This is a genomic window from Tardiphaga sp. P9-11 (assembly GCF_008329525.1).
Classification (GTDB): domain Bacteria; phylum Pseudomonadota; class Alphaproteobacteria; order Rhizobiales; family Xanthobacteraceae; genus Tardiphaga.
The window spans coordinates 60,248-80,567 of sequence record NZ_NPKQ01000004.1 but is presented as its reverse complement, the minus strand read 5'-3'; the positions used below and the strand labels follow the sequence as shown (position 1 = coordinate 80,567).

Below are 20,320 nucleotides of genomic sequence, written 5' to 3'. Positions count from 1 at the left end.
TGCCGGTTGCGGCATCGAGACACCCGCAGCCTGGGATCGGGAGGCTTGGGTGATCCCGCGAGCTTTGATAAGCAGGGCGCGCACGCCCTCACCCGCCGCAGCCAACAACAAGAACGAGCCGCAATGCCCCGCACTCCGATCGTCGCCCGCACCCTGCCCGCCCTCCGCAAGGCGCTCGAAGGCCTGCGGGCACGCAAGGCGACCATCGGCCTGGTGCCGACCATGGGGGCGCTGCATGACGGCCACGTCTCGCTCGTCCGCCTCGCCCAGCGCCGCGCCAGCAAGGTCGTAGTGTCGATTTTCGTCAATCCAACGCAGTTCGCCCCGACCGAGGACTTCGGCTCCTATCCGCGAACCTGGAAGAGCGACGTCGCCAAGCTCACCGAAGCCGGCGTCGACCTGATCTGGAATCCCGACGCCAAGGTCATGTATCCGGAAGGCTTCGCAACGAAGATCACGACCGGAGGCCCCGCCACCGCCGACCTCGAGGATCGCTTCCGCCCGCATTTCTTCGGTGGCGTCGCCACGGTCGTCGGCAAGCTGTTCACGCAGGTGCGACCGGACATGGCGTTCTTCGGGGAGAAGGACTACCAGCAGCTCAAGGTCGTCACGCGCATGGCACGGGACCTCGATCTCGGCGTCAAGGTAACCGGCGCCACCACGATCCGCGAGCGCGACGGTCTCGCGATGTCGTCGCGCAACATCTATCTCTCGCCGGAAGACCGCGCCACGGCGCCGGTGCTTTATCGCGCGATGAAGGAAACCGCAAAGCGCCTGAAGGCGGGCGATCGTTTCGAGACCGCCATGGCGGGCGGCGCCGCGATGATCACCGCAGCCGGCTTCGTACTCGACTACTTTGAAGCACGCCATGCGGAGTCACTCGCGCCCGTGACCTCGATGCAGGATGGCCCGGTGCGACTACTGGTGGCTGCAAGGATCGGCAAGACACGGCTGATCGACAATATCGGAGTGTGACGGGCTGTCGTCAGGGGGCCTCATGCATCGGCCAAGACAGCGCTCAAATATTTTTTCCTATTTAATCTTGACAATATCCCTGCATTGATTATTTTCCTCATCGTCCTGCCCCACCGAGAGGGGCGATCGCGATCGTCACGTTCGCGGGGTGGGATGCGGTGGACGCCGGAGATGCGGCGTCACGGGATATGTGGGGACGGCTGTCTTCGGGCAGGCCGGATCGTCTGTCCGCGGGACAGGCGGCACGGTTTGTCTTGCGGTGGCCACCTGCAGATCACGGGACGGACGACCTCATCCGAGAAATCCGTTCCGGTTGTTTGAGGCTCCCTGGCCCCTCGCCTTGGGCCTGTAAATTGGTGTGATGGACTCGGCACCATGGCAAAGTGCAGGCAACCGAAACAACACCGCGTGCGGAACGCTGGGCACTTGCTCGGCGCGTCCGAAAGTCCTGATGCATTCACTATTGCGGAAGACCGCATCGCATCAGGCCCAAGGGTGCAACGGGCACCCGGCGTTCCGCACGCCCTCTTGAATGAGAGCCGGAATGCAGCAGACGACGGCGCCCCCGCGCCGCAAACAACAGGGGTGATGACGCATGTCTGAAGCACAGTGGCTGTTTGATATTCACATCTGCGATGACGCATAGGCGTTCGTGGAATCCCTCCCCACGTCGCGCGGCTGCGCCGCGCTAGGGGGAGGGAAAAGCAAGAGCCCTACTCCGCCGCGATCTGGCGCGGCACCGGCGGCGGATTGGCGAGGTCCTTGGCGAGTTCGGCATAACGTGCTTTCGCCGCCTTGACCGAGGCTTCCTTCACAGGACCGTAGCCGCGGATGCTGTCCGGCAGCGAGAGGAACTGCACGGCCGTATCCACCGTCAGCGGTGACAACAGGTTCAACACCGTGGCAACGTCCTTCTCGTAGCCGGCGATCAGGTCGCGCTCCAGTTTGCGGTCGGCACTGTAGCCGAACACATCCAGCGGCGTGCCGCGCAAGATGCGCAGCTTCGCCAGAATACGAAACAGCGGCAGCATCCAGGCGCCGAACGCGCGTTTCTTCGGACGCCCCGACGCATCGGTACCCGGCAGCATCGGCGGCGCGAGATTGAAGTTGATCTTGACGTCGCCCTCGAACTGATCGCGCAGCTGCTTCTCGAACTTGCCATCGGTATAGAGCCGCGCGACCTCGTATTCGTCCTTATAGGCGAGCAGTTTGGCATAGTTGATCGCCACGGCACGCGGCAGTTCATCATCATAACCACCGCGCATCGCGGCCTCACGGACCAGATCGACCATTGCCTGGTAGCGCTGGGCGAGCTTGCCATTCTGATAGTCGGTGAGCAGTCCGCTGCGATGGGCGACGATCTCATCGAGCGACATATCGTCCAGCGTCTTCGGCGCGATGGTCTCGTCGGCACCCTTGAGCATGTCTGCCAACCGCGCCGGATCGGCGGCCGCCAGACGCCCCAACTGGAACGCCAGCATGTTCATCTTGATCGAGACGCCGTTGAGCTCGATGGCCTGCTCGATGGACGCCGCCTGCAGCGGCAGCAGTCCCTGCTGATAGGCAAATCCCATCATCATCATGTTGGTGGCAATGGAATCGCCAAGCAGCGCTTCGGAGGCCTTGGTAAAGTCGAGGAATGTCGATTCCTTGCGCAGCGACATTTCCAGCACGTTGTTGACCTTGCGGGACTGGAAATTGAAGTCGCGGTTACGCACGAAATCCGCGATCGGAATGAGATGGGTGTTGACGATGCCATAAGTGCGCGAGCTCTCGCAGAGCGAGATCGTGTCCTTGGCGATCGCTACGACTTCATCGGCTGCAATCAGGACATCGGCCGTGCCGGTGACGATGCGCGAACAGGTCACATCGCCGGTGTCGTTGGCGAGACGCACGTGGCTGAGCACCGCGCCGCCCTTCTGCGCCAACCCTGACATGTCGAGGATCATCGAGGCCTTGCCTTCGATATGCGCGGCCATGCCGAGCAGCGCGCCGATGGTCAGCACACCGGTACCGCCAACACCGCCAACCGCAACGTTATAGGGCTTGTCGAGCGACGGCCGCGTGGCCGGCTCCGGCAACGCGCCGATGGTGCCGAGTTCGACAGGCGCCTTGCGCTTCAGCTTGCCGCCATCGACAGTGACGAAGGATGGGCAGAAGCCCTTGAGGCATGAATAGTCCTTGTTGCAGGACGACTGGTTGATGGTGCGCTTGCGACCCAGCGCGGTCTCCAGCGGCTCCACCGAAATGCAGTTCGACTGCACCGAGCAATCGCCGCAGCCTTCGCAGACCGCAGGATTGATGATGACGCGGCGCTGCGGGTCTTCGAGAATACCCTTCTTGCGACGGCGACGCTTTTCGGCCGCGCAGGTCTGCACGAACACGATGGCCGAACAGCCCGGCACTTCGCGGCACGCCTTCATCACGCTGTCGAGTTCGTCGCGATGCGCCAGCTTGGTGCCCGGCGCGATGGTGCTCGCCGGATAGAGGTCGGGATTTTCCGACACGAGATAGATCTCGCGAATGCCCTCGGAATGAAGCTGGAAGGTGATCTGCTGCGGCGACAACTCGCCGTCATGCTTCTGGCCGCCGGTCATGGCGACGGCGTCGTTGTAGAGGATCTTGTAGGTGATGTTGGCCTTGGAGGCGATCGACTGGCGGATCGCCAGCGAGCCGGAATGGAAGTAGGTGCCGTCGCCGAGATTGGCGAAGATATGCTTCTCCTTGGTGAACGGCGCGATGCCGGTCCACGGCACGCCCTCGCCGCCCATATGGGTGAAGGTCTCGGTGGAGCGGTCCATCCACAGCGACATGAAATGGCAGCCGATGCCGGCCAGCGCGCGCGAGCCCTCCGGCACCTTGGTCGAGGTGTTGTGCGGGCAGCCCGAGCAGAAATACGGCGTGCGCGTGATGGGCACCACGTTCTGGACCTGCGACGCTTCGCGGCCGTGAAACCAGTCGGCCTTGGCGCGCAGCAGTGCTGCGATATCCGGATCGATCTCCATCGCCAGCAGGCGATCCACCAGCGAGGTCGCCACCTTGGCGACGCTCAGCTCCTCGGCGAATGGCAGGAAGCGATGGTCCTTGTCATCCATCTTGCCGATGATGCGTGGCCGCACATCGTCACGCCAGTTGAACAGTTCCTGCTTGACCTGATTCTCGACGATTTCGCGGCGCTCTTCGACGATGAAGATTTCCTCGAGACCCACTGCGAATTTGCGCACGCCTTCCGGCTCCAGCGGCCACGGCATGCCGATCTTGTAGAGGCGCAGACCAATTTTCGCGGCGACCTCTTCTGTGATGCCGAGTTCGCGCAGCGCCTGGCGCACGTCCTCATAGCTCTTGCCGGAGGCCATGATGCCGAAGCGCGCATTCGGCGAGTCCATGGTGACGCGGTTGATGTTGTTGGCACGGGCAAAGGCGATGGCGGCAAAGCCCTTGTAGTCCTGCAGGCGGCGATCCTGCACATAGCGGTCGTCCGGCCAGCGCAGGTTCAGACCATCCGCCGGCATTTCGAAATCGGTGGGAATATTGAACGGCGTCATCTCGTCGTTGAGGTTGATCTCCGCCGTGGTTTCCACGGTTTCGGTGATCACCTTCATGCCGACCCAGCAGCCGGAATAGCGCGACATCGCAATGCCGAGCAGACCCATCTCAATCATCTCGTGGATCGACGACGGGTAAAGATAGGGCATCAGCGCCGATATGAAGGCATGGTCGGACTGATGCGGCACGGTGGAGGACTTGGCGCCATGATCGTCGCCAGCGAGACACAGCACGCCACCGAATTTCGCCGAGCCGGCGGCATTGCCATGGCGGAAGACGTCGCCACAACGATCGACGCCGGGGCCCTTGCCGTACCAGATGCCGACAACGCCATCATATTCGGCGCCGGGCGACAGATTGAGCTGCTGGGTGCCCCAGATCGCGGTGGCCGCGAGATCTTCGTTGACGCCGGGCTGGAATTTGACGCCGTACTGATCGAGATGTTTCCGCGCCGCCGTCAGTTGCTGGTCATAGCCGCCGAGCGGCGAACCGCGATAGCCGGTAACGAAGGCCGCAGTGTTGAGACCCGCCGCACGGTCCCTGCGGACCTGTGCCATCGGCAGCCGCACCAGCGCCTGAATGCCGGTCAGGAAGATATGGCCGGAGCCCTGGGTGTATTTCTGATCGAGACTGATCGCGCCTTGATTAATTCCCATTCCCACCCTCGCCACTGCGGCCTCGGGCTATCGCCCGGATTGCGTCAATCCAGCCTGCTCGCGCCTGATTATCTGGGGTCGTTCGACTCCCTTAGAAACAGTCTATGTTGGATTTTGAACGGGGCGCACCACAATTCTGGGCAATGGAGCCCCGCGTCCAAAGAACGCAACTTCGTGATGAAAGCGGCCGGTGTGTTCGTCACGTTGTGTCGCCGCCAAGGCCTTGGGCGCAAGGACGTAACGGCATCGCGCGACAGTGCAGTGCAGCACGACAGATATAAAAGGTTCAGGCTTCGTCCGGGAAAATCTCGCCAATGATCTTCATCAGATCGGCTTCGCGAAACGGCTTGCGCAGATAGGCGCGGAAATGCCCTGCCCGGTCGCGCACGACATGCTCCAGCAACGAGGTCATGACCACCACCGGAATGCTGCGAAGACGTTCGTCCTGCCCCATCGCTGCGATCAGGCCGGCGCCGTCGAGGAACGGCATCATGAAATCGGTAAGCACGAGATCGGGGGTGTCCCGATGCAGAATGTCGAGCGCCTCACGGCCGTTGCCGGCCACGAGGACATTGAAGGCGTATTCGCTCAACAGGACTTCGAGCCAGTCGGCGATCGCCCATTCGTCCTCGACAATCAGGACAGTTCGCACCGCTATTCTCCAGTCAACTTGAGATCCGTAGATGGAGTTGGTGCAGGTCCTTGACTTGAAATGTCCCTGAGGATGCGCTCCGCGCTCTGGAAATTGGCATCGAGAACGATGCCGCCATCGAGAATTTCAAAGCGGCGCATGCGCATATCGGTCCGGCGGTCACGCGATTTCAGAATGGTCATCAGACGATGGTTTTCCGAGCGCAGGGCTGCGAGATGCAGCGCAATGATGTTCTCGGCAACTGCCGAGAGACCCGTCTGGTTGACCCCCTTGAGCGGCTGCCCGGGTGTCATGCCAGCGTGATCGGTTTCTGCCGTCGCCAGCGTGGTAACACCGAGTGCGCGCAACTCGTTGCACAGCGCCGACAAAAAAGAGCCGATGCGCTCCTTTTCGTCGGTGAGCTTCGAGAAGCCTTCGATGCCATCGATCACCAGACGGCGCACGCCGTTCTGCCTGATGGTCGAAAGCAGCTCGGTTGCGACCTCGTCGAGCACGGCTTCTGTCTGCGGACGCCACATCAGCGTGACTTTGTCGCCCCGCGATTTCAGCGGCAGCTTGAGGCTGTCGGCCTTGATGCGCAACGACATCGGATTTTCGTGAAACCCGAACAGCATCGCCGGTTCACTTGCGGGACCGCCGGTGAGGAACTGAAGACCAGCCGTGGTCTTTCCTGAGCCCGACGGGCCGAGCACCACCGTCACCGAATGCGTATCGACACCGCCGCCGAGCATCTTGTCGACGCCGCCGATGCCGACGGAGACCATCGGACCGTCGGCGCTGTCCCAGACACTCGGCGTCTCCAACAGCGCCTCAATCCGTGGATAGATGGCGTGGCCGTTTTCGGTGATCCGATAGGCGTGTTTGCCGCCCATGAACCAGCTGCCACGCAATTTATGAACCTGCAGCGAGCGCTCGGCGCGGCGGCCGTGCAGCGACGACTGCAACTCGATCAGACCATCCACCATCGTATGCTCAGGCGGATGCGCATCTGCATCGAACGCGCTGGTCAGCAGGAACATGGTGCAGTTGCTGAAGGCAGCCTGGGTCTGAAGTTCGTGGATGAACTTCTTCAGCTCAAGCTCGGAGCGCGCCTTCTCGTGCACGGTGATGAGGCCATCGAGCACGAGGATGCTGGCCTTGCGGGTGCGAACCTCGCGGCGGACCACGTCGAGCAGGCCGCGCAGCCCGTCGTCTTCCAGCGTCTTGAAGGCGCCGACATAGGACATACGATCCGGGATTGCAGCTTCATCGAAGAAGGTCATCCGCCGCATATGCCCGATCATGCGAGCATGGCTCTCCGCGAGCAGCGTGATGTAAAGCGCGTTGCGGCCCTGGGCAGCCTGGGCAAAACAGATCTGGTTGCCCAGAATCGTTTTTCCGGCGCCTGGGGCGCCCTGAATGATGTAGATGCCGCCGTCGAAAACGCCTCCGCCCAGGATCGCATCGAGACCCGGTACGCCGGTTGCAAACCGGCCGTTATCACCACTCATTCCGAAACTGCCCCTAAGGTATCACCCACGACGGTGGGATGCTGAAACGCGCCAGCGAGGAATGGGTTCCAAGGCTTTTTCGGAAATATTTTGAGATGCCTTCTTATATGCAAGCAGCATCCCGCAAATGGCGGCCATTAAACGGAACGTCGGCCTTTGCGCGCCATTGGTGTCTGACGACATCAGGCAAGGAGAACGGAAATGAACCAGAACTTGCATAACTGGCCGTCGCAGCCTGAACTCGCCGGCAGCGATTTGGTATCGAATGACGGCGCCTACCATCCGGATTGCGGCGAAGAACACGACCACAAGCCGACCAAGGCCATCATTGGCGTTGGATTGCTCGTGGTGCTGAGTTTCCTGCTTTATGAATTCAACGGTAAGGCAGCCGGCAGACTCACGTCAGCACCCCCGCCCGCGCAGCACCAGAGCTTCGCGGCCAACCGCTAGGCTTCGGCTGCTTCGTTCGTGGCAGCGCTTTCAGTTTCGGGGACGACCACCCGAAACTGAAAACCGTGCAGACCGATTGTTGGCACGATACCGAAATGATCGGCGCCGAGGACTTTGACGCCATGCGCGAGTTCGTCCCTTGCGATGGTCACCGGGACATCGCAGATCTGTTCATAGGCCTTGCGTGCATGGCGCTTGCTACCCCAGCGCAACGCACGCTCGATCAGCGGCTCCGGCTGCGTCGCGAGTACGCGCGCCATGCGCCAGAACGTTTGCACAAGCCTCGTATAAGCGAGCTCTTCCAGACCGGCGCCACTGATGTCAGCTGGAATTGGGAACGCCTCAGCATCCACGATCGGTCCGGCATCGACGCGTGCAATCATGCGATGGACCGTACAGCCGAAGTCGGTCGCGTGATCGTAAAGCGCAAACTGCGCCGGAGCCCGGCCGGGATATTGCGGCGGGCCGGGATGGAAATTGTAGGCACCAAAGCCGAGCTGATCGAGAATCGCGCCCGGAACAATCACACCGGTGGTGAACGAGATTAATCGCGCACGGCGCAGCCAGTCTGGCTCGATCGCAGCCAGATCTTCGGCGGTGAAAACAGGCAGCACGGTCAGGTCGGGATTGTGACCACGGAGCAACGTTGTAAAGACCGAGTGCTCAGCGGGACCCGTAAGGAGGATAATCGTATCGAACATTCGGGCCGCCATACGCCTTCTGCGAATCAACAATCGCCTCAGACTCGCAGTCAGGCCTTAACAACTGATGAGCAGGTGCCGATCGCGCCGCATTGTCGCACGAGACGCGGTCTGCGGTGGCAAATTTCCGGAACCTGCCCATCGCTTAGCGGTTGTCTTGCCGCAAAGGAGGACTCGACATGGCGAATATCCCCAACCCCAACGACCCGTATCGTCCGACTCCCGCCGATGACGACATTCGCAATCCGGCGCGGCTCGATAATGAGCTGCAGGCCGATCCCGAACTCGCGGAAGGGTCCGCCAGCGGTAGCCGCATGGCTATTTATGCACTTGGCATTGTTGTCTTGCTCGGCGCCGTATTCTACGGCCTTAACAATACATCGATGAATCCGGGCGACCCGACGAAGACCGCATCCCAATCCGCGCCGGCGACGCAGGACAGCACGCCAAAGGCGCCGGCGCCAACCAACAACATCGCGGATTCCTATTCGAAGCCGCCAGTGGCTCCCGGCGTGCGGGACGTCACGCCGACCAATAGCCAGCGGGGCGTCACGACCGGTGCGGCACCAGCACGACCGCAGGCTCCGCAATCGGCTCCGACCGGCACCGAGATCGACAGCTCGAAGGGCGGCGCGCCGAAGTAACGGCGCGATCGGGCAGACAAGGCTGCGGGCATCAATACCCGCGGCTTTGTTGCGCATGGATTATGCGGTCACCTGACGCAGGAACGTGCGTTCCTCCGCGAGGATGAACTGGTGCTCCTCGGCCGAAGCAAAATTCGCGACGCCGTCCGCGTCGCTGCGCAATCTGGCGCGATAGGCTTCATAGGACGCCAGATTTAGGAACGAGATCAGGCCGAATGCGATGTTGTTCGTTCCTTCATGCGGCATCCAATAGCCCAGTAGATCGCCACCGCATTTCGGAATGATCGTCAGCCAGCGCCTGGCATAGGCTTCAAACAATTCGCGTTTGAACGGATCAATCTGATAGCGAATGAAGACAGTGATCGTCATGACAGCTCCCTTTGCAGATGCCTCGATATAGCCGCTTGATCGACTGCAATACTTTGATTAGCGTCGAAGTATGAAAGCAGGCCCGGACATCGCCATGATCGCTGCACTTGTTGGCGATCCTGCACGCGCCAATATGCTGACGGCGCTGATGACAGGCCGTGCGCTGACTGCGAGCGAACTCGCCCAGGAAGCCGGAATTACGGCGCCGACCGCGAGTTCACACCTCTCCAAACTCGAAACCGGTGGCCTGATCGAGCCGGAAAAACAAGGGCGTCATCGCTATTATCGCCTCACCGGCCCCGATGTCGCCGGTGTGCTGGAAGGTCTGGCCGGCTTGGCAGCCCGCGCAGGCCATCTCCGCGTTCGCACCGGGCCGAAAGAACCCGCACTGCGGCGTGCACGGATTTGCTACGATCATCTCGCCGGCGATCTCGGCGTACAGATGCTCGACAGCATGCGGGCACAGAAGCTGATCCGGCAGACCAAGCAGACCGTCGAACTCACGGCTCAGGGCAGCAGGTTCGTTGCTGAAGAATTGAGGATAGATCCGGCGACGCTGACGCATCCACGTCGGCCGGTCTGCAAGGCCTGCCTAGACTGGAGCGAGCGGCGCCACCATCTGGCCGGGACACTTGGCGCCGCCATCATGACCTCGTTCACTGCCATGAAATGGGCGGCTAGAGACCCCTTGCCGGGCAGCCGCGTAGTGCATTTCACCCGCAGCGGCGAGAAGCGCTTCGAGGCATTGTTCGGCACGACCGGCGACGCCATCCGGAAAACGTGAAGACGCCGGCTTACCTTCGCCGCAATGCAGCCCGAAACCGCGCCGGACCTTCCTTCTCCCGGAGCCCCCGATGAACCGCCTTCTACTCGCTGCGCTGATTGCAACCTTACCGTTCACCTCATCGCAAGCGGCCGAGCCACCGGCGGCGCGCGAGCCCTATGGCATCGGTCTCGAAGGCTTCCCCTATCCCTACCCCGTCAACATGCTGCCGCTGGTCAATGACGGCGAGCAACTGCGCATGGCCTATATGGACGTGCCATCGACCAAGCCCAATGGTCGGACTGTGGTGCTGCTGCATGGCCGCAATTTCCCGTCGAGCTACTGGGCGCCGGTGATCGGCACGTTGAACGAGGCCGGTTACCGCGTCGTGGTCCCCGACCAGATCGGCTTCGGCAAATCGTCGAAGCCGTCGGGCGACCTGCATTTCGACACCCTTGCCCGCAACACCATCGCGCTGATGGATCACCTTGGAGTTTCCAAATTCGACATCGTTGCGCATTCCCTCGGCGGCATGGTGAGCGTCCGTATCGCGCGCGCTTATCCCGATCGTATCGACCACCTGCTGCTCGCGGCACCGATCGGGCTTGAGGATTATCGCCTCTATGTGCCACCGACGCCGACCGAGAAGATTCTGGAGACCGAAGACAAGCTGACGGCGGAGGGCTACCGCAAACAGCTCGAGGTGAACTATTCGCTGAAGATGCAACCCGATCAGGTAACGCCCTTTATCGACGCGCGTTTCAACATCAAGGGCTCACCGGAATATCCGCGCTGGCTGCGCGCCTTCGTCAGTTCGGCGCAGATGATCTATCGCGAGCCCGTGGTCCACGAAATCCCGCTGATCACCCTGCCGACCCTGTTCATCATGGGCGCCGACGATCACAACGCGCCAGGAAAGCCGAATGCGCCGGAAGCGTTGCGGCCAAAGATGGGCCAGAACGCCGATTTGGCAAAGGCGCTGGCGGCGAAGATGCCGAACGCGAAGGCCGAGGTACTGCCGAACGCAGGCCATATCGTGTTTCTCGATGCACCGGCCAAATTCAACGAGTTGATGCTGGGCTTCCTCGCGGCGAAGTAGCAACTGCCGCGGCCTGTTACGCGGATATCCCGAAACATTCATGCTGTATTCAGATCGAATCGGCTTAATCGTGCTGTGCAGCGTTGATCCTCTGCAACTTTCTTACGTCGTAAGAGTCTGCAGCGGGTGATGCGATGCCATCATTATTCTCTGCGCCGCATCGCGGCGCCATCGAGGGAGAACACGAATGAAGACGATCTTTGCGGCAGCCTTGTTTGCCGTCAGCGTCGGGGGCATCGGTGCCGCCAGCGCAATGCCTGTGGCTCCGCTGAGCGCTACAGACACGGCAGGCGTGATCCAGGTCGCTCAGGGCTGCGGCCCCGGCTATGCCCGCGGCCCCTATGGCGGTTGCCGCCCGATGTACCGCGCTCCGCCGCCACGCGCCCGCTTCTGCCCACCCGGCTTCTTCCGCAATCCCTACGGCCGCTGTATCCGCCGCTGGTGATCGCTGCGCAATCCTGACGACGAAAACCCCGCCAATGGCGGGGTTTTTTGTTGCCCACGCGCCGGTTACAGCCGTCATACGAAGATGACAGAATGGCGCATCGCTATTCTGGAGATCGTCATGTCGCGCGCCTTGCATCGTCTCATTCTGGCCGGGCTACTCGGTCTCTCATCGCTGACGACCGGCCATGCCGAGACCATTTCCCTGCCCGAGCCACAACTGGGCCCGCGACCGTTCTATCTTGTCGACAAGATGAAAGACGGCCCGCTGAAGACGAAGCTGAGCACCTGCACCGGGCCATTCCGCAAGAGCGATTTCTCCATCGCCCATCGCGGCGCGCCGCTGCAATTTCCCGAACATACACGGGAGTCCTATCTCGCCGCAGCGCGCATGGGCGCAGGTGTGATCGAATGCGACGTCACCTTCACCAAAGATCGCCAGCTGGTCTGCCGGCATTCGCAATGCGACCTGCACACGACGACCAATATTCTCTCGGTGCCGGCGCTGGCGAACAAATGCACGCAACCTTTCAGCCCGGCAGATCCCGCCAGCGGAAAAAAGGCAACGGCGAAATGCTGCACCAGTGACATCACGCTGGCGGAGTTCAGGACGCTGACGGCGAAGATGGACGCCGCCAACACGTCAGCGACCACCGTCGCGGATTATCAGAACGGCACGCCGCGCTGGCGCACCGACCTTTATGCAAGCTCGGGCACGCTGATGACCCATGCGGAAAGCATCGCGCTGATCAAGAGCCTGGGCGCCAAATTCACGCCCGAGCTGAAGGCGCCGGAAGTGCCGATGCCGTTCGATGGCGATTACAGTCAGGAGAAGTACGCGACGCAGATGCTCGACGAATATCGCGCCGCCGGCATTCCACCTGGCGACGTTTTTGCCCAGGGCTTCGATCTCAACGACATCAAGTTCTGGATCCACACCGCGCCGGATTTCGGCGCGCAGGCAGTCTATCTCGACGGCCGCTATGAAACGCCGAGTTTCGACCATATGCGCGCGGAAACGTGGAAGCCGTCGATGGCGGAGCTCAAGGCTGCCGGCGTGAAGATTCTCGCGCCACCGATCTATATGCTGCTGACGCTCGATGGCAGCGGCCAGATCGTGCCCTCTCCTTATGCCAAGGCAGCACGCGATGCCGGGCTCGATCTGATCACCTGGTCGCTGGAGCGCGACGGGCCGCTCGCCCATGGCGGCGGCTTCTTCCATCGCTCGATCAAACCTGCCATCGACCGCGATGGCGACACGCTGACGGTGCTGAATGTGCTGGCGAAGGATGTCGGCGTGCGCGGTGTGTTTTCCGACTGGCCGGCGACCACGACATTCTATGCCAGCTGCGTGGGGCTGCGCTAACGCAGCACGCTATTTGGCGTCGCTGTCATAGATAAATTTCGGCATCTCCAGCTTCAGCCGGATTGCCAGCAGACGGAACGCCAGTCCGGTCACGGCGGCAACGAGCGTCACCAGATCGGGACTGAATCCGTATTTGATGCCGCCGATATAGAGAAGCCCCGTGACGATCGACACGCTCGCATAGAGTTCGGCGCGAAACAGCAGCGGCACGTCGTTGCACAGCACGTCGCGGAGCACGCCGCCGACGCAGCCTGTGATCATCCCCGCCACCACGACGATCAGCAGCGGCTGATCCATGGCGAGCGCGATATTGCAGCCCATGATGGTGAAGACCACGAGGCCGATGGCGTCGAGCACCAGAAACAGCGCGTGAAAACGATGCACGACCCGTGCGAGCACGATGGTCAGCAGCGCCGCACCGCCGGTCAGCAGTAGCAGATACGGGCTCTTCACCCACCACAGCGGATAGTGCCCGAGCAGCATATCGCGCACCGAACCACCGCCGAGCGCAGTGATGCAGCCGAGCATGGCGACGCCGAGCCAATCCATCTTGCGCCGCCCGGCAGCCAGCGCAGCCGTCATCGCCTCGGCAATGAGCGCGATCATGGCGAGAGGGAACAGTAGTGCTTCGGTGTGGGGCATGGGACTCGTCGGCAGCGGATGACGGCGACCTGTAACACAAATCCGTGCATGCGGTGACCGGCGGCGGACAAATCCCCGCCATCTTCCTGAGCCTCCATCACAACCTCACAGTAGGAGGTGTCATGACCCGTCTGTTTCTCACCCTCCCCATTCTACTCATGGCTGGCGCGGCCATGGCGGAGGACGCGCGGCTGTCGATGCCCTATTACGGCAGCGCCACCATGAATGCGGATGACAGCCTGGTGCTGCATTTCACCCGCACGGTGGACGGCAAGCCGGCTGACGGCTCGCAGACCTTTGCCCCCGGCGATCGCAGCTATGACAACGTGCGTCGCCACCTGAGCGGCATTGAACCCGGCCAGACCAAACCGCTGACGCCCTGGAGAGACTGAGCGTCAGTACAATCGGGTTTGCCCTACCAGTAGCGGCGGCGGCGCCAGTACCGACGGCGGACCCGATAACGGCGACGCCAGCCCCAATGCCGGCGCCGATAACCCCAGAACCGGCGACGCCGCCAGCCGCGACGTCCCCACCGCACTTGCTCCGGCTGCAGCCGATCGACGTCATCCTGTGACGCCACGGCAGGCTGCGGTTCGTTGCCCAGCTTGTGATTGTCGAGCGGATTGGTCGGCAGCAGCGGAGCGGCTTGAGCCTGGGTGATGGCCTGAGCGGCCAACCCGACGCCCGCGGCAAAACCGAAGGCGATCTTCAGAAAATGACGGCGTTCCATCGCAATCTCTCCCTGATATCCGTGAGGAGATCAGGATCGGACCAGCGGCATGAATGGAAACTGAATGCGCGCGGGAACTCAAATATTCAGACGTCGAGACTATCGAAAGCCGGCAGCGAGCCCGACGACCTGGCCATCGAGCCCGTTGAAGCCATGATATCCCCGCGCCTCGCACGGATCGCCGTCGTTGCGCCCGCCAGTCAGCCACCACACGCGGGCCCGCCCCGCCGACCATTTCACGAACGGATCGACACCCGCCGGCGCAGTGAATTTACAGCCATCGTTGCGATGATGGATGACGAGCGTGCGCGGCAATGCCGAAGGCGAGCCAATGATCGACATCACATTACTGCCGCTGCCAGACTCCGCGCTGAGAAAACCCGAGGTCAGCACCAGCGCATCCGGCCGCGCGCCGCGCGCAATCCCCTCGGCGGCACGCTGTGTCCCGCGGCTGGTCGCCACCACCGTCACCGGCCGCTTGATCGCGGCCATGTATTGCACCGCGCTGGACAGATCGGTCCCAGCATCGACCACCAGCACCGCCAGACCGCGCGCCGCATAGGCACTGCGCGTGCGCACCAGCTGATTGCCCTTCAACCCATTGATCTCGCCGTGTTCGCCCGGGCTGTTGGCGCCGTTGCCGCCGGGCATCAGGATCACGCTGGCCCGCGGCGCCTTCGGTCTGATCAAGACCGCCCGCGACCCGCCAATACTGACCGTCTCGTCGGCGAGCGCCGCACTGCAGGCCACGCCGATCAGCGTCATGGTGGCGATGATGCGGCCGATCCAGATACGTTGCTTCGTCATCTGCGGCTTCGCCTGTTTCCTGTCATGAGCAACTATCGCTGTTTCCGGCGATACCCGATGGCAAGCGATGGATACGTTCGCTCCGCGTTCCGAAAGATGCAAGCGCTTCGCGGAAGCGGATGAACCCGATGGCGGCGTAAGGGTGCCCTGTAGTCCGCGCAAGCGAAGCAACATGCGGGGACCGCGTCGGACAATTCCTCCCGGATTTCGCTGCGCTCATCCGGGCTAAGATTGTTCGGCTATTTCCCCCGCATCGCCGCCATTACCCTTGGCACGAGCGATGACGCGACTGCCGCATGGCCGCTGGCATTGAAATGCTGGCCATCGGGATCGCGCGTGCTTGCCGGCGCGGTCATGCCGGTCACGATCACCTTGATATGGCGCGCCGCCAGTTGTTGCTGGATGGCAGCTACATTGCCGGCGCGGCTGGCGCCTTCGCCGCGTCGCGCGTCATTTCCGCCGGGCTGGAGAATGACAATTTGCGTACCGTCCGGCACGGCCGAATTGAGCCGCTGCAACATGCCGCCGGTCGTATCGCCAGGAATTCCGGCATTTGCGACATGGGCATCGACTCCGCGCGCTCGAAGCATCGCCTCAAGCTGGGCTGGAAAGGCTTGCGACGGTTCGACACCGCCATTGGTCCTGCCGCGGCCATGACCATAAGTGTTGCTGGCGCCGAGCGCTACGATGTGGACGGACGCGGCCTGAACGGCGACGGAAGGCAGCATGAACGCAACAAGACAAACAGCGGCTCGTGTTATCTGCATGTGAGCTCCCTCCAGCGTGACGCCGCTACAACGGCATATTGTCGTGCTTCTTCATCGGCACTTCCAGATGCTTGTCTTTCAGCATCGCCAGCGCGCGGGCGATGCGCTTGCGGGTGGAGTGCGGCATGATAACGTCGTCGATATAGCCGCGTTCGGCGGCGACGAAGGGTGACAGGAAGCGGTCTTCATATTCCTTGGTGCGCGCGGCGATCTTGTCGGCGTCGCCGATATCCTGGCGGAAGATGATCTCCACCGCGCCCTTGGCGCCCATAACGGCGATCTGCGCCGTCGGCCAGGCATAGTTCATGTCGGCGCCGATTTCCTTCGAGGCCATCACGTCGAAGGCGCCGCCGTAGGCCTTGCGAGTGATCACGGTGACCAATGGCACGGTGCACTGGCTGTAGGCGAACAGCAGCTTGGCACCGTGCTTGATGAGGCCGCCATATTCCTGCGCGGTGCCCGGCAGGAAGCCCGGCACGTCGACGAAGGTCACGATCGGAATGTTGAAGGCGTCGCAGAAACGCACGAAGCGCGCAGCCTTGCGCGAAGCGTCGCTGTCGAGCACGCCGGCCAGCACCATCGGCTGGTTGGCGACGAAGCCCACGGTCTTGCCGGCAATGCGGCCGAAACCTGTGACGATGTTCTTGGCGAAGGTCTCGGCGATCTCGAAGAAATCGCCTTCGTCCACGACCTTCAGGATCAGCTCCTTCATGTCATAGGGCTTGTTCGGATTGTCGGGGATCAGCGTGTCCAGCGACAGGTCGGTACGCTCGATATCGTCGAAGCTCGGCCATTCCGGCACGCCTTCGGTGTTGTTGGCCGGCAGGAAGTCGATCAGCCGGCGCATCTGCAACAGCGTCTCGACGTCATTCTCGAAGGCGCCGTCTGCAATCGAGGATTTGGTCGCATGCACGCTGGCGCCGCCGAGTTCTTCGGCGGTCACCACCTCGTTGGTGACGGTCTTCACCACGTCGGGGCCGGTGACGAACATGTAGGAGGTGTTCTTCACCATGAAGATGAAGTCGGTCATGGCCGGCGAATAGACGTCGCCACCGGCACAGGGACCCATGATAACGGAGATCTGCGGGATCACGCCCGAGGCCTGCACGTTGCGGCGGAATACGTAGGAGTAACCGGCGAGCGCCGCGACGCCCTCCTGGATGCGCGCGCCACCCGCGTCATAGAGACCGATGATCGGCGCCCGCGCCTTCATCGCCATGTCCTGCAGCTTGGTGATCTTGAGCGCGTGGGTCTCGGATAGCGAGCCACCGAACACGGTAAAATCCTTGGCGAAGACGAAGGTCTTGCGGCCGTTGACGGTGCCCCAGCCAGTGACGACGCCGTCGCCGGGAATCCTGGACTTATCCATGCCAAATTCCACGGAGCGGTGTTCGACGAACATGTCGAATTCCTCGAAAGACCCCTTGTCGAGCAGAAGCTCAATGCGCTCGCGGGCGGTCAGCTTGCCCTTGCTGTGCTGCGACTCGATGCGCTTCTCGCCGCCGCCCAGTTTGGCGCCTGCCCGACGCGCTTCGAGGGTGTCCAGGATGTCTTTCATGTGCTCCAGCCCGTCAATTCACGTGTTATTGCCCACTTGTCGGCCGCTTGGGCCGCAGGTTTGGGCGAGGTTCTAGCATGGCGTTTTCGGCGGTGGAAACGCCCATCAAGAAGGGTTGAATCGCCCAAAATCGCATGGCGCCGGCGCCGATCCTGCCTATATCCGAACCAGACAAGGGAGAGCGCCGGATGGCCAATATCGTGATCAATGAAAGTAGTGGCGCAGCCACGGGTGGCGTACGCGATCTGCTGCGCTGGGAAGGCGCGGCGCTGTTTGTCGGAATGACGCTGTTCTACTGGATCTCCGGCGCGCCCTGGCAGGTCTATGCCCTGTTCTTCTTCGCCCCGGACCTCAGCATGCTGGCCTATCTGGCCGGCCCACGGATCGGTGCAGGGGTCTATAACCTGGTGCATGCGACCATCGTACCGCTGCTGCTCGCGCTGGCCGGCATCGCAACCGCAGAGCCCCTCGCCGGCTCGATTGCACTGGTCTGGTTCGCCCATATCGGCTTCGACCGCGCACTCGGCTACGGGCTGAAATACGATGCCGGTTTCCGCTTCACGCATCTCGGCCGCATCGGAAAGGATGCGACTGCACCAGCCGCCAAGGCGGAAAACCCGACCACAGGCAACCAGATCAAGGCTGCCTGACGCGCAGCCTCAAGGCTCACCGGGCTTGAAGGGCACTTCCTTGCCGGGCGGTCTGCTTTCCTCGGCCATAAGCCCGTAGCATGGCAGCATACGCGGAGTTCAGTGCCCGCTCATCACCAGTGTCTTGACTGGAAGCAACAACGCCTGGATACGCAGCAACATCGCGTGGACGACCCCAACGGCATCGACGGCATGAAGCGCCAGCCACCTGAAAGAGCCGATCCCCTTCGCCGCGATGGCGTCATGATTGCTGGTATAGGCGTTGACGATACAACTGCTGCCAGGCGTCACGCCGTCAAGACCCCCCTGATAGATCGGCTCAAGGAATGTAAGAATGGTGCCCGGCGCCCGGACTTGCTGTGCCTCCACCAACTGCTCGCCACCACGGAACTGACCGGCCGCGATGTAATTCTGGACGCTGATTACCACCATGGGGATGACGGTCCACGGCTTCGAAATACAGGTCGCCTCGGCAACCATGCCGACCTTCATCACCTGCGCTTCAATTTGCCCAAATCCTGCCGAGAGCACGCGACCCGCGTTCTCCGGAATGAGAATGCCCGCTGATCGCATAATGGGATTGACGATATCGCCAACACGGAGTGTGAACTGCTCGACGCGCCCGTCCACGCCCGCGCGAATGAACGTCTTGTCGAGATCGACTTGCGCCTCAGCAAGTGCGGCCTGCGCGCTCGCCTTCTCCGCCGGCAGCAGCGCAGAGATACGCGTCATCGCGGATTGTCGCGCGGCCATGGCCGCGTCAAGCGCTCCCTGGCGACCGGTCAGCAGCACTTCAAGTTTCTCGATATCGCGTTGCGGCACCATGCCGGGATTGCGCTTCTGCAACTCACGCTTGGTATCGAGTTCGTCCGAGGTCTGCTGATAGGAACCCTTGGCCTCCTGCGCTTGCCCTTCGGCCTTCAGAATATCGGCCTGTGCCGCCAGCATGGCCGCATCGACCTCGGCAATCTTGCGCCGCGCAGTCTCCATCGACGCTTCCTGCTTGGCGTTATCGAGCCGGAAGATCACGTCGCCCTTCCTGACCGGCGCGCTGAACTCAACATGAACTTCCGCTACCCGGCCATTGACCTCGGGAAGGATCGGCACAGTCCGATAGAACAAGGTCGCGCTTGTCGTCGACGGATGAAAATAGAAGATGACGGTGATCAGAGCGACGGTCAGCATCACGCAGGCCGTGATTCCCCATCTGAGTTCGAACCACACCGAATAAAACGTGATCTCCTGCCCCAAGCGCTTGCCTTGTCTGTAGCGGCGATAGAGATAATCCGGAAAAACCGTTAGCAGTGAACAGAGGAGAAGCTCAAGCATGACCATGTCCTCCGGCTTCGCCGGGGCGGCTCGATGTTTCCGCCGTGATGGGGCGCGATGGCGCTTCAGCGGACAACTCGGTGGCTTCGCTGGTAGCATCACCGTTGGCAATCTTCTGAACCGATCCCGCGATGCTGCGCAGTGGCGTGCTGAAATCCGGCAAATCGATCATCGCCAGTAACAGCCCGATCACCCAGAACAGATGGATATGGGTGAACAATGCGAGCAGGCCCAGCACGGCGACGATTTCAAACTGCAGCTTCTGCGATTTGTGCGCCATGCGTTCCGGCATGCTGTGCAGCCGCAGATACAGATTTCCCACTATCATGACGGCGACGATCAGAAAGATTCCGACCACGACCATGAGCGTGTCAGTCTCGCCGGGAGAGGTAATGAAGCCAGGCAGATGATGCGGAGCGTTCGGATGCAGCGTCTCACTCACGTGATCCCCCATTCCAACAGCGTCAGGCGAGCACGAGCCTCCCCCGATTTCCATAGTTGCATAAAGCTGGAACTTGGCAAGCATCAGCTTGTGCGCGATAGGAAATGCGCTGCAACAAATCTACATTCATGCCGGGCGGACTGAGGGTTAATAGCTCGCGGATGCGAGATCACCAGCCTGGAAAGGCCGGCGCAGAATTGCGACCGACGTTATGATGACTATCGTCGTCAGATGGCGTGA

The 20,320-nt window shown here is 61.8% G+C and carries 21 protein-coding genes; 9 read left to right on the top strand and 12 right to left on the bottom strand.

All coding sequences use genetic code 11. The features are described 5' to 3' along the window. The first annotated feature begins 123 nt into the window (after positions 1–123). On the top strand, positions 124–975 hold the full coding sequence (panC, locus tag CIW50_RS15745) for a pantoate--beta-alanine ligase (RefSeq protein WP_149532173.1): 852 nt from the start codon (positions 124–126) through the stop codon (positions 973–975). Positions 976–1,688: 713 nt separating this feature from the next. On the opposite strand, the gene CIW50_RS15740 is transcribed toward panC, so the two are convergent. From CIW50_RS15740 to CIW50_RS15730, 3 genes are all read right to left on the bottom strand, one after another. Further along, positions 1,689–5,177, bottom strand: coding sequence for an indolepyruvate ferredoxin oxidoreductase family protein (locus tag CIW50_RS15740; RefSeq protein ID WP_149532172.1), 3,489 nt, complete (start codon positions 5,175–5,177; stop codon positions 1,689–1,691). 286 nt (positions 5,178–5,463) lie between these two features. Next, positions 5,464–5,829, bottom strand: a complete 366-nt coding sequence (locus CIW50_RS15735) for a response regulator (RefSeq protein ID WP_172980344.1) — start codon at positions 5,827–5,829, stop codon at positions 5,464–5,466. Between the two features lie 2 nt (positions 5,830–5,831). After that, positions 5,832–7,319: an RAD55 family ATPase gene (locus tag CIW50_RS15730; protein ID WP_149532170.1), complete on the bottom strand. Its 1,488-nt coding sequence runs from the start codon at positions 7,317–7,319 to the stop codon at positions 5,832–5,834. 201 nt (positions 7,320–7,520) lie between these two features. On the opposite strand from CIW50_RS15730, the gene CIW50_RS15725 reads away from it, so the two are divergent. Continuing rightward, positions 7,521–7,769, top strand: a complete 249-nt coding sequence (locus CIW50_RS15725) for a hypothetical protein (RefSeq protein ID WP_149532169.1) — start codon at positions 7,521–7,523, stop codon at positions 7,767–7,769. On the opposite strand, the gene CIW50_RS15720 is transcribed toward CIW50_RS15725, so the two are convergent. Beyond that, positions 7,766–8,470, bottom strand: coding sequence for a formyltransferase family protein (locus tag CIW50_RS15720; RefSeq protein ID WP_172980343.1), 705 nt, complete (start codon positions 8,468–8,470; stop codon positions 7,766–7,768). The genes CIW50_RS15725 and CIW50_RS15720 overlap by 4 nt on opposite strands. Before the next feature lie 179 nt (positions 8,471–8,649). Here CIW50_RS15720 and CIW50_RS15715 point away from each other — a divergent pair, with 179 nt between their 5' ends. Continuing rightward, positions 8,650–9,114, top strand: a complete 465-nt coding sequence (locus CIW50_RS15715; RefSeq protein WP_149532167.1) for a hypothetical protein — start codon at positions 8,650–8,652, stop codon at positions 9,112–9,114. Positions 9,115–9,174: 60 nt separating this feature from the next. Here the strand turns inward: CIW50_RS15715 and CIW50_RS15710 are convergent, their stop codons facing one another. Continuing rightward, positions 9,175–9,483 (bottom strand): NIPSNAP family protein, encoded by a 309-nt coding sequence (locus tag CIW50_RS15710; RefSeq protein ID WP_149532166.1) that lies wholly within the window; start codon positions 9,481–9,483, stop codon positions 9,175–9,177. A gap of 70 nt (positions 9,484–9,553) precedes the next feature. On the opposite strand from CIW50_RS15710, the gene CIW50_RS15705 reads away from it, so the two are divergent. The 4 genes from CIW50_RS15705 (at position 9,554) to CIW50_RS15690 (ending at position 13,155) form a co-directional block, all read left to right on the top strand. Next, a complete protein-coding gene (locus tag CIW50_RS15705) occupies positions 9,554–10,267 on the top strand; it encodes an ArsR/SmtB family transcription factor (RefSeq protein ID WP_149532165.1) in 714 nt (237 codons plus the stop codon). A gap of 70 nt (positions 10,268–10,337) precedes the next feature. Continuing rightward, complete coding sequence (locus CIW50_RS15700; protein ID WP_149532164.1) at positions 10,338–11,345, top strand: alpha/beta fold hydrolase; 1,008 nt, start codon at positions 10,338–10,340, stop codon at positions 11,343–11,345. Positions 11,346–11,532: 187 nt separating this feature from the next. After that, a complete protein-coding gene (locus tag CIW50_RS15695) occupies positions 11,533–11,790 on the top strand; it encodes a GCG_CRPN prefix-to-repeats domain-containing protein (protein WP_149532163.1) in 258 nt (85 codons plus the stop codon). A 120-nt stretch (positions 11,791–11,910) separates the two neighbouring features. Next, positions 11,911–13,155: a glycerophosphodiester phosphodiesterase family protein gene (locus CIW50_RS15690; RefSeq protein ID WP_149532507.1), complete on the top strand. Its 1,245-nt coding sequence runs from the start codon at positions 11,911–11,913 to the stop codon at positions 13,153–13,155. Positions 13,156–13,164: 9 nt separating this feature from the next. Here the strand turns inward: CIW50_RS15690 and CIW50_RS15685 are convergent, their stop codons facing one another. Then, the gene (locus CIW50_RS15685) at positions 13,165–13,797 is read right to left on the bottom strand and encodes a trimeric intracellular cation channel family protein (protein ID WP_149532162.1); all 633 of its coding nucleotides are present in this window, start codon (positions 13,795–13,797) and stop codon (positions 13,165–13,167) included. A 122-nt stretch (positions 13,798–13,919) separates the two neighbouring features. On the opposite strand from CIW50_RS15685, the gene CIW50_RS15680 reads away from it, so the two are divergent. After that, positions 13,920–14,189, top strand: a complete 270-nt coding sequence (locus CIW50_RS15680) for a hypothetical protein (protein ID WP_139212566.1) — start codon at positions 13,920–13,922, stop codon at positions 14,187–14,189. Positions 14,190–14,212: 23 nt separating this feature from the next. On the opposite strand, the gene CIW50_RS15675 is transcribed toward CIW50_RS15680, so the two are convergent. The 4 genes from CIW50_RS15675 to CIW50_RS15660 form a co-directional block, all read right to left on the bottom strand. Further along, the gene (locus CIW50_RS15675; RefSeq protein ID WP_149532161.1) at positions 14,213–14,527 is read right to left on the bottom strand and encodes a hypothetical protein; all 315 of its coding nucleotides are present in this window, start codon (positions 14,525–14,527) and stop codon (positions 14,213–14,215) included. Positions 14,528–14,626: 99 nt separating this feature from the next. Continuing rightward, positions 14,627–15,292, bottom strand: coding sequence for an alpha/beta hydrolase (locus tag CIW50_RS15670; RefSeq protein WP_502707496.1), 666 nt, complete (start codon positions 15,290–15,292; stop codon positions 14,627–14,629). Between the two features lie 281 nt (positions 15,293–15,573). Beyond that, a complete protein-coding gene (locus CIW50_RS15665; RefSeq protein ID WP_172980342.1) occupies positions 15,574–16,101 on the bottom strand; it encodes a GDSL-type esterase/lipase family protein in 528 nt (175 codons plus the stop codon). 25 nt (positions 16,102–16,126) lie between these two features. Continuing rightward, the gene (locus tag CIW50_RS15660; RefSeq protein WP_149532158.1) at positions 16,127–17,659 is read right to left on the bottom strand and encodes an acyl-CoA carboxylase subunit beta; all 1,533 of its coding nucleotides are present in this window, start codon (positions 17,657–17,659) and stop codon (positions 16,127–16,129) included. Between the two features lie 188 nt (positions 17,660–17,847). Between CIW50_RS15660 and CIW50_RS15655 the strand changes: the two genes are divergently transcribed. Continuing rightward, a complete protein-coding gene (locus tag CIW50_RS15655; RefSeq protein ID WP_246664289.1) occupies positions 17,848–18,309 on the top strand; it encodes a DUF4260 domain-containing protein in 462 nt (153 codons plus the stop codon). 99 nt (positions 18,310–18,408) lie between these two features. Here CIW50_RS15655 and CIW50_RS15650 read toward each other — a convergent pair whose 3' ends face one another. Then, the gene (locus tag CIW50_RS15650; RefSeq protein WP_149532156.1) at positions 18,409–19,638 is read right to left on the bottom strand and encodes an HlyD family secretion protein; all 1,230 of its coding nucleotides are present in this window, start codon (positions 19,636–19,638) and stop codon (positions 18,409–18,411) included. Beyond that, the gene (locus tag CIW50_RS15645; protein WP_149532155.1) at positions 19,631–20,080 is read right to left on the bottom strand and encodes a hypothetical protein; all 450 of its coding nucleotides are present in this window, start codon (positions 20,078–20,080) and stop codon (positions 19,631–19,633) included. Before CIW50_RS15645 ends, CIW50_RS15650 begins: the two co-directional genes overlap by 8 nt. Positions 20,081–20,320: the final 240 nt, after the last annotated feature.